This is a genomic window from Sphingopyxis sp. sgz302558 (genome assembly GCF_057220455.1).
Window position 1 is genome coordinate 1 of sequence record NZ_JBXPUZ010000016.1, and the last position, 8,890, is coordinate 8,890.

The 8,890-nt window shown below is 57.6% G+C and carries 8 protein-coding genes; 4 read left to right on the forward strand and 4 right to left on the reverse strand.

Annotated features, from left to right (window positions below; genetic code table 11):
• Positions 1 to 448, forward strand: a 448-nt coding sequence (locus AC2TC0_RS15930) for a hypothetical protein (RefSeq protein ID WP_484718433.1), incomplete at its 5' end; no start/stop codon positions are given.
• Between the two features lie 105 nt (positions 449 to 553).
• The gene (locus tag AC2TC0_RS15935; RefSeq protein ID WP_484718434.1) at positions 554 to 817 is read left to right on the forward strand and encodes a DUF6961 family protein; all 264 of its coding nucleotides are present in this window, start codon (positions 554 to 556) and stop codon (positions 815 to 817) included.
• Between the two features lie 208 nt (positions 818 to 1,025).
• Here AC2TC0_RS15935 and AC2TC0_RS15940 read toward each other — a convergent pair whose 3' ends face one another.
• From AC2TC0_RS15940 to AC2TC0_RS15950, 3 genes are all read right to left on the reverse strand, one after another.
• Complete coding sequence (locus tag AC2TC0_RS15940) at positions 1,026 to 1,505, reverse strand: hypothetical protein (protein ID WP_484718435.1); 480 nt, start codon at positions 1,503 to 1,505, stop codon at positions 1,026 to 1,028.
• Between the two features lie 18 nt (positions 1,506 to 1,523).
• Entirely contained in the window at positions 1,524 to 5,915 is a 4,392-nt protein-coding gene (locus tag AC2TC0_RS15945; RefSeq protein WP_484718436.1) for an RHS repeat domain-containing protein, read from the reverse strand.
• Between the two features lie 533 nt (positions 5,916 to 6,448).
• Entirely contained in the window at positions 6,449 to 7,006 is a 558-nt protein-coding gene (locus tag AC2TC0_RS15950; protein WP_484718437.1) for an RHS repeat domain-containing protein, read from the reverse strand.
• Between the two features lie 77 nt (positions 7,007 to 7,083).
• Here AC2TC0_RS15950 and AC2TC0_RS15955 point away from each other — a divergent pair, with 77 nt between their 5' ends.
• The gene (locus AC2TC0_RS15955; protein WP_484718438.1) at positions 7,084 to 7,503 is read left to right on the forward strand and encodes a hypothetical protein; all 420 of its coding nucleotides are present in this window, start codon (positions 7,084 to 7,086) and stop codon (positions 7,501 to 7,503) included.
• 276 nt (positions 7,504 to 7,779) lie between these two features.
• Here AC2TC0_RS15955 and AC2TC0_RS15960 read toward each other — a convergent pair whose 3' ends face one another.
• The gene (locus AC2TC0_RS15960; RefSeq protein ID WP_484718439.1) at positions 7,780 to 7,983 is read right to left on the reverse strand and encodes a helix-turn-helix domain-containing protein; all 204 of its coding nucleotides are present in this window, start codon (positions 7,981 to 7,983) and stop codon (positions 7,780 to 7,782) included.
• 169 nt (positions 7,984 to 8,152) lie between these two features.
• Between AC2TC0_RS15960 and AC2TC0_RS15965 the strand changes: the two genes are divergently transcribed.
• Entirely contained in the window at positions 8,153 to 8,770 is a 618-nt protein-coding gene (locus AC2TC0_RS15965) for a hypothetical protein (protein ID WP_484718440.1), read from the forward strand.
• The last annotated feature ends 120 nt before the right edge of the window (positions 8,771 to 8,890 follow it).

Here is an 8,890-nt window from a genome sequence, read left to right on the forward strand (position 1 = left end):
GGAATCTATGAAATTTGGAACGACCTTGGCCGCCGCAATGGCAGCTGCAATTCTGGTGTCGGCGCCGCTTGCGGCTAAGGACAAAGAGCGTGTCTATCCGGTGATGAACGAAGATCTGGGCGTGCCGGTCTTCCCCTATGATATCGAGGACAAGCCCTATGTCATCGTCGCCGGGGTCGAGGCGGGTGTGCGCAAAGCAACGATCTTCAGCAAGGAGCCCTCGCAGAAGAAAATCTATGCCGAGCTCTGGGAGCGCGGCGAGAAGGCCGGCGCTGATGCCATTGTCATGGCTGCCTATGGCGACAGCAAAATCTCAGCATTCAGCTGGGGCCGCACCAGCGCAACCGGCGTGGCCATCCGGTTCCTGACCGAGAAGGAAATCGCCGACGGCGTGAAGCCCGAAAAGGCGGCGGATTTTGATGCGACCAAGCATAAGATGATCGACTGATGCGGTGACGCGGCGGGGGCCNCGAGAAGGAAATCGCCGACGGCGTGAAGCCCGAAAAGGCGGCGGATTTTGATGCGACCAAGCATAAGATGATCGACTGATGCGGTGACGCGGCGGGGGCCTGACTCCAGCAGCGTTGCTCCGGACGCGCTGGCTGAATCAGCGCCCTCGCGCCTGCTCACCGATTGGGAGCTGTGGGCCTGCGCCAATCACTATGTAGCCACGCACGGCGAGGACGCCCCCATTTTTGCGGCGTTGCGTGTCGACGCGCTGCTGGCTGGCGATGACCTTGATGGCGCCAATAACTTCCTCGCGATCCTTCGGCGCATTCACACGCTGCTTGCCGAAGGGCAGGGGCGGGCTCATTGAATTGGAGCTCATGTCCTCGCTTCGGGATAACGCAGGGTGGCGACGGAGGCCGCAATGTATCGGTTGGCTTGTGAGTAGCCCTTGGAAGGAATGGAGTTCAGCGCATCGAAAACTAGGTGTGTGGTCGCCCCATTGCCGTGCGTGATTTGCGTGCTGCGCCCTTACCTCAAATCGCAAGATGACTCAATTGCGCAGTGCTGAGATTAAACTAATAATTGCCAGCATCGATTTTATTGTCAAAAGATAATGGATCAAAGAAATCCAGGAATATTTCAGTAAATTGAAACTTAATATATGAGCTACCTAAATCAAATCTAATTTCAAAAATATCTTTCAAAACTCCAGGACTTCCAAGGCGAGGAGAATAGTGCTTAGAGCCTATGTTTTTAGTTTCTATGTAATCAAAACTAAAATCAACAAGATCAATTTCTGCCATTTCCCCATCTTCCAAATATGGTGGTCCAAAGACTGATTTTGCCAGATTAATCGATAAACTATTTATTCCTCGAAATTCAGCACATATGAATGAGTGGTTGTCTGAAAAACCAAATTCCTTCAGTCCTTCTGAATTCTTAGCATTTATATAGAGGCGGAGTTTAAAAACATCGACGCTAATACCAAAAAGTGCGCTGTCAATATAGCTGATTGATTTAAGAATGTCTAATGGGTTTAAATGCTTAAGATTCATGGAGCTTCTCCAGGTTGACTACCGTGGCCGACGAGGACGGAAAGGCCGATGCCCTGGGAGGCCCATCGCTTGTCCCGTCTTGAGGTTTCTTCCGGTAGTAGGATCGACATGGCCTCCATACATGTTTCTGAAACTTACCCTGGGACCCTGACTGTGCTGTCCTTTTGACCGTTGGGCAGGATTTGGCTTGAGAGTCAATCTCGGCGTTCCGTTTGCTTCGCGATTCGCAGAACGAGATGTATATGTAACTACGCCGTTGGAATCCTCATGTCTTTGCCAACCTTGTCTTTTTGCGAACTTTTCAAGTTGTCGTTGGCTCGGCACTTTGTCCCCTTCATATAGCTTCATCATCTCCCTATTCACCGCAGCATTTGCTTCATTCGCTTGGCGTTCATATTCAAGAGCACTGCCTACTCGATTATTCGCTTCCGCATCTGCTCTCGCATCCAGCGATCGACTCTCTCTAATACCAGGGCTTTCTGCATTATCGATCCGCGACTGGAGCTGGACATCGCGGATGACTCCGACAATTGCCTCGGTGACTTTCTCGTTATTCTGACCCGAGGGGTCTACATTATTAACCGGATCATTCCCGACATAGGCATACCAGTTGATGCCATCCTCATAGCCAATGGGATCGGTCTGCATGAACCGCCCGAGTGTGGGCGAGTAAATGCGGGCCTTGTAGTAGTAGAGATTGAGCTCACTCAGCCAGGTCTGCCCGGTATATTGGAACCGTCCGTTGTTCGTCGGCGCAGGCACGCCATATTCGTCATAAGCATTAAGGTTGATGGCGTTGCCGCTGGCGTCGCTGATCGCGATCACGCTGCCGCGCTCGTCGGCGTGGAGCCAGCGGCGGTCGCCAAGCCCTGACCCTTCATACCAGAGCAGCGGTTCATCATCGCCGGGGCCGTGCACATAGCGGCGCAGGATGGCGCCGCCGGCATCGCGCTCGGCGATCAGGCGCGGGCCCAGATATTCAAAGCGGGTGGTCAGCGCGCCTTTAACAATGCGCGATAGCCGCCCGGTCGGATCATAGGTTAGCGCCGTGCCGTTGCTCGCGGTCGCGAGCCGATTCTCGCTGGTATAGCCATAGCTCAGCGTGCCATCGCTGGTCATGTTGCCGCGGCCATCATAGCCGAGCGCGCTCGCCCCGGCGCTCGTCAGCTGGTTGAGCCCGTTGGTGCCATAGGGCCGCACCACGTTGAAGTGCGCTGTCCAGGCATAAACGTCATTGCTGCGCGTCTGGCCGATGAGCTGGCTCGACGGATTGTAGCTCATCCCCGTTCCGCCCGCCGCCGGACCCGCCACGGTCAGATCATGCGTGCTGCCGCCCAGATCCTGCGCAAAGCTGCGCAGGCGCCCCACCGGATCGAACACCAGGTTGGTACTCGCTCCATTGCCCCGCGCGATCTGCGTGCGGCGGCCCAGATCGTCGAACGCGAAGCTCGCAATAGTGAAGCTGCCATTTTCGGCGATGCTGGTGAGATCGGCGGTGTTGTAGAGATAGGACCAGTAGTTGCCATCGGGATGCGTCACCCGGGTGAGGCGGTCCTCCGGGTCATATTGTAGCGCAATCGTGCCGGCCGGGCTCGACTGCGACACCATGCGGCCCAGCGCGTCAAAGCCGCTGCCAACGCTATTGCCCGCACTGTCGTTGACCAGCGTGGGCCGGTCCAGCAGGTCGTAACTGGTGGTGATGTCATATTCACCGGCGACGCTGTTCGGCACATCCTTGAGCGTCATCCGGTTGAGCGCGTCATAGCTGTAGTTGATCAGCTGCCCGTCGCGCAGGCGGCGCTGGGTGATATTGTCATTGGCATCATAGGTCAGCTGCTCATAATCGGTGGTCGAGCTCGCCAGCGCTCCCACCGTGGTCACCGGGTAGCGCGTCTTCGCCAGCCGGTCGTGGCCGTCATATTCAAAGGTGGTGCGGTTGTTCTCGCCATCGGTCACCGTCGCGAGCTTGCCATTGAGCGTATAGCTGTTAGTCTCCTGATCGGTTTGCAGCGGCGTGCCGAACGCGAGGATGGTTTTGATCAGCTGCCCTGCGGCATCGTAAGTCAGCTTGGTGATGCGGTCGGGACCAAAGCTGCCTTCGCTACCCAAAGTGCAGGCGCTCGCCGGCGGCGACCCAAAGGCTGCCGGGTTCATGCGCACTGCCGTGCATTCCAAGCGGCCCGCCAGATCATAGCTATATTGCGTCAGCGACTGGGTGCCCTCGCTCGTCCCATAGCTCCACTCGCGGATCTTGCGATCGAGCGCATCATAAGCGGTTTCCATCGTCTGGAGCGGCACGAACGCGGCCCAGTCGCTATCCGACTGGCTGTTCACCGTGCCCTGCTCGACCTTGACCAGCCGTCCGGCCAGATCATAGCTGTTTCGCGTCGCGCGGTGCTTGCGCGGCCCTGCACCGTCGGGGTCGGGCGCAACAACCCCCACCACCCGCCGCATCGCATCATAGCGCCAGCGGGTCGTATCGTCGGCGCCGGCGAGCGGGCCATCTTCGGTGAGCTTGTTGCCCTGGGCATCATAGGTCCAGCTGGTGGTCGCCGACACGCTGTTATCGCCGGCAGCGACCGTCTGGCTGACGGGCAGCAGATTGTTGGCGGTGCCAGCGGCACCATAATTGAAAGTGGTGCGGGTTTCATCGGCAGTGCCGACGCACGCCGGAGCCGCGCCGGTACGGCATTCGCTGATTTGCGTGAGCAACCACACCGGATAGGGCGACTGCACCACCGTGCCTGCGCTGTTGCGATACCAAGCGTAGAACTGCCCATAGCTGTAGCGCTTCTCAGGCTGGGTCGCACCGCCACTCGGCGCGGCGCGCTTCTCAGTCAGCATCTGCCCATGCGTCGCCGACCAGGTGTAGGTCGTGGTGATGCCTTTGGCGTCGGTGACGGTCAGCGGTTTGTTGCACGAGGGCGCGTAGCTCGCGCACGCGGTGCCGTCGTAGGTTGCGCTTTCCACCGTGTCGGCGAGGCCCGAGCCGGGTTTGGCGACATGGCGGATTTCGATTGGATTGCGGTTCACGCCATATTTGAGTTTGACCTTCTGGCCGTCGGGACTGGTTTGCTCCTGCAGCAGCGTCACCAGACAGCGCTGGTAAATATACGGCGGCAAATTTGCAGCAGCATTGGCGTCGCAATAGTTGCTGGTTGTTGTCCGCCCCAAAGGATCGACGATGCGCGCCGGCCCTGGCGTCACTTGGTAGACGACATCGCCATAATAGACATAGACGTAGCCCTGACCCATCCCGCCGACTACCCGGGGCGGGGTCATACTCGATGGCATCGGCGGGAAATCGTATCGCACCTCTGTGGTCTGATTGAGTGCGTTGACATAAGCGCCGCCCGAGATGGTCTGGTAAAAGGGCACACCGCCCATCCCATCGTCGGTCACCGGGGTGAGGTCGTAATAATAGGTGTATGCGCTTCCGTCAGGGAAAGATTGGGCAAGCACATAGGGCTCGAGCTCGCCATCCGACGTAAAGCTGTATGACATGTTGTTGGTCATCCAAGGCGATGACTGTCCCGGCTTGGTGTGCGCCATCTGAAAGCTGACGTTCGGCGAAGTTGAGGTGTAGCTGATCGACTCATTTGCCGTGTCCGGCGTGGTCGCGCTCGTCATCACGACGCGATTATCGAGGCCGCCATAGGCATAGGTCGATGTTGCCTGCGCATTGCCCGGACAAACATTGTTCGCTGGCTTGGTGATCGTGCCGAGGTTGATCACGCATGCCTTGGACACATTGTTCCAGCCCCCGCCTCCGCCGCCATATTCCAAGAGCAAAGCATAGCCACGCGAGCTCGTGACACTGCGCAGCCGAGCTTTGTTGGGGACGGCTGCAGTCGTGGTCTCATATTGAAAATCAAAGCGGGTGCCGTCGGGCTCGACCACATAGGTGACGAAGTGGCATTCCCAGGTGGCGCAGCCAGCACCGGCGATGGGTTGGAACACTGCAACCGTCCCATCGGTCGCACGATAGGTGTAAGTGGTATTCGCGCCGCCGACATAGCCTGACATGGTCAGACGCGTGAAATCATTCTGCGATTTCTGCCGGAACGTCGTGTCGAGGCCGTAGAGCATCTCAAACGTCTGCGAGCGCCCGCCATAGCCGACCTCAGCGATATAGTCGTAGCTGTTATTCTCTTGATTGAGGATCGACTTGATGACGAGCGTGATGCTCCAATTGTGCGAGAGATTGCCAAAAGGTTCGGCATGTCCAAGGATCGGCGTAATCATGGTGCGCTCGAGCGCGATCGCACCTGGTCCCTCGCCGATGGAAATATCCGTTTTGCTATAACCGAGCCGGCCCGTGCGAATATCGACACCGCCCGGCGTTACCGCGATTTTCTCGGGCGATGGGGCGTTGAGTAGCGTGGCTTGCTGAGCATGGGCCGCTGGCACCAACAACATCGCCAGCCAATATAAAATAATTAAGGCAAGTAGCCTTCCAGCGTTGCTGCCGCAGCGCTGACCGGCAAGGAGGGCCTTATCAATATTGCTGGCAACAGGCACGCGGTGCTCTCCCGTGAATGAACGCAACATCATCGGACCATCTAAATGCTATGGACTGGGGCACCCCTCACTCGGCCGGATGCCATAGTGGGCCGCAAACTCGGCTTCGATCTGGTCATTCTTGAGCACAGCCACCTGGCACATCTGCCGCCGGAATTTGCGGGCCCGTGTGCCAACGTCGGAGCAGCTCTGGCGTTTGAACCCGCGCCGGGCCAAAGCGGCCTCTTGGCTCGGCTGGACCTCAACGGCGACGGTTGCGCCTTTCCGCGAGGTGTCACCGGATGTCTTTGTCATGCAAACCGCAGCCCCCTGCGCCTGCGCAGCGTGCGGGAGCATCGTGCACGCCAGCGGAAGCGCAAGTCCAGCCATGACCAGGAATTTGACCTTCTTCACCAAATCCACTCCTCAATCGCCACACGGTGTCAGCAATAACAATCGGCATTGTAGATGGTGACTCTTCCCGAGCTATCGTTGAAAGTCCCGTTGCCTGCCGTGATCGTCCAATTGACCTGCAGCACGAGTGGATCCCCTGGAGGCACCGTCCCATACCAAGGGCTGATCCGGATATATTCGATAGTCTCGCTCGGCTGAAAGGTGAGGTCGCTGCCCGGGAGAAGCGAGTAATTGCCTTGGCCCGAAATTACCTGGACGTTCGTCGTCACCGTGACCGGACCACAGCTTCCCGTCTTTTGCAGATAGGGATAGACCGAAAACTCATCGCCGCCCTCAACATCTACAGCGGTGAAGATGCAGTTTGCCTGCGGCGGCGCTGCGCCCCCAATCACCGTCTGATTGGTGCGATTGTCGGCCTTGTCATAGGTGTAGGTCTTCTCCACCCCATTATTGACCGTCCCGCTATGGACCACCTTAGTTAGGCGGCCTTTGGCGTCATAAGTGTAGGTGATGGCTTCGGAAGCTTGGGCGGGTACCGCGAGGCTTAGCCCTGCAAATGCACACAGCAATCGCACCGCCTTCGACATCCGCTATCTCCCGCCTGAGGCAGCACCGCGACTCATTTAATAGGACGAGGCTGCGTCGATGCATTGCACGTGTCAACGTGACTTTTGTTACAAATCAGCAGATTACTCCGAAGCGAACGGAAATCTGCCAGCTTGCATTTGCGGATATTTGCTATTCTCGCGCCAGAACCCAAAATTGGCGGGCAATATTTGCGCCAATTCGGAACAATCAAAGAAATGGCATGCAGCAGCGCAGGCAACCGCTCTTACGGCGTCACCAACTCCAAATGGCTGACCCCGAACGCCTGCGCCAGCTCATAGATGGCAGCGATGGTCGGGTTGCGCTTGCCGCGCTCGAGGTCGCTGAGATATTGCTGCGACAGCCCCGAGCGTTCGACGAACTCGTCCTGCGTCCAGCCGCGCGTTCGTCTGATCCGAGCGCAATTGTTGCCAAAAAGCTAGCGCAGATCCATGCACAATGCATTGCCGATGCAGTGAGGTTAACTTGCTTTCTTTAGTGTGTCGGTGATAGCCGAGGCCGCATGCCCGTTTTGACCATGATGCTGGTACAAGCCGGGCTCGATCCGGCCTCCACCTTGGCCGTGCGCCCTGCTCCCGTTGGAAAGGACCTCGAACGCGTGCTGCCTTGGCTGGCCACCTAACGGCCCAAGCTGTGGCTCGCCTATCAGCGCATCCAATGGGCGAGCTTAAAGAAGCCGATGACCCACGCAGCGCATATTGTGTCGTTTGGGGCAATTAGCGCTAACTGAATCAGACCCGGGCTGTATTCTGCGCTACTCCAGCAACCTCGATGCACTCACCCCAAACGGCATCGCGAGCTTCTCGACCACGGTAATGGTAGGGTTGCGCCGCCCCCGCTCAATATCGCTTACATAGGTGCGATGGATGTCGGCGCGGTCGGCATAATCCTCTTGGCTCCAGCCCTTCTCAAGGCGAAGGACTCGAATATTCCGGGCAAGGCGCAGGCGGATGTCCACCGCTGCAATAGCAGCGACATGTGACCGATATATCTACAGACGATGAGTGACAATGAACTCGACTTAACACGGTAACGAAAGGCTATTGGCCGCTATGTTACTTATCGTCGACATGGGGTGAGCGATGAAAAGCTTAGTGGGACTCCGGAACGCAATCAGAACGTGCGTCTTGCCACTAGCCTTCTTAACAGTAGGCCCATCGCTCGCCCACCCAACTGACTTTGCGCGCAGCGATAAGGACCAGCAAAAGCGGATAGACCGCATCAGCAAACTCAACGCCGATCATTTTGCGCAGACCGTCAAAATTGATGCAGATGATTTGGAAGCGGTGGCGATGATATCGTCGGAAGCAGGCATCGACGAGCAGACCAGCTTCAGCGCACGCGTACGTTCAAATAATTTCATCCGTGCTTTCATCTCGCGCGCAACGGGTCAAACAAGGTGGCAAATCTATCAGTCGGTCACTTACTCGGGCGCATGGCGACGGTTCACGTCAGCCAATCTGAAAATCGGCGACCGTTTGGTCACGCGCCCGCTAGACATTATCGCGCGCGACGTCGTGGCCTGCAACTACGGCCATTGCACCTATAATGAGGCAGTGGGCATAGCGCTGACTGAGGAAGATGTCGCGGCGCTGAGGGGGCAGGCACGTGCTTCCCCATCGGCGGTACTAACTTTTCGGTTAAAGGCGCAGGGTGGCATTGATTGGGACGACGACATCCCACTGGCTGAGCTGGAGGGAGTTGCCCGCGCCGTGGCCGATCACCGGACGAAGGCTGCACACTAAATTGGCCTGAACACCACCCCCCCTAGACTTATAACGAGCTAAGGGCATGTAAGCCATCGCAGCATTCGCGGTGCGGTGAATGCTGGCCGAGCATCAGTCCACCGCCAATGCGGCTAACCA

Bases quoted from the DNA above. Each gene is read 5' to 3' on its own strand.
- AC2TC0_RS15940 (WP_484718435.1), bottom strand. From the start codon at position 1,505: ATGAATCTTAAGCATTTAAACCCATTAGACATTCTTAAATCAATCAGC.
- AC2TC0_RS15950 (WP_484718437.1), bottom strand. From the start codon at position 7,006: ATGTCGAAGGCGGTGCGATTGCTGTGTGCATTTGCAGGGCTAAGCCTC.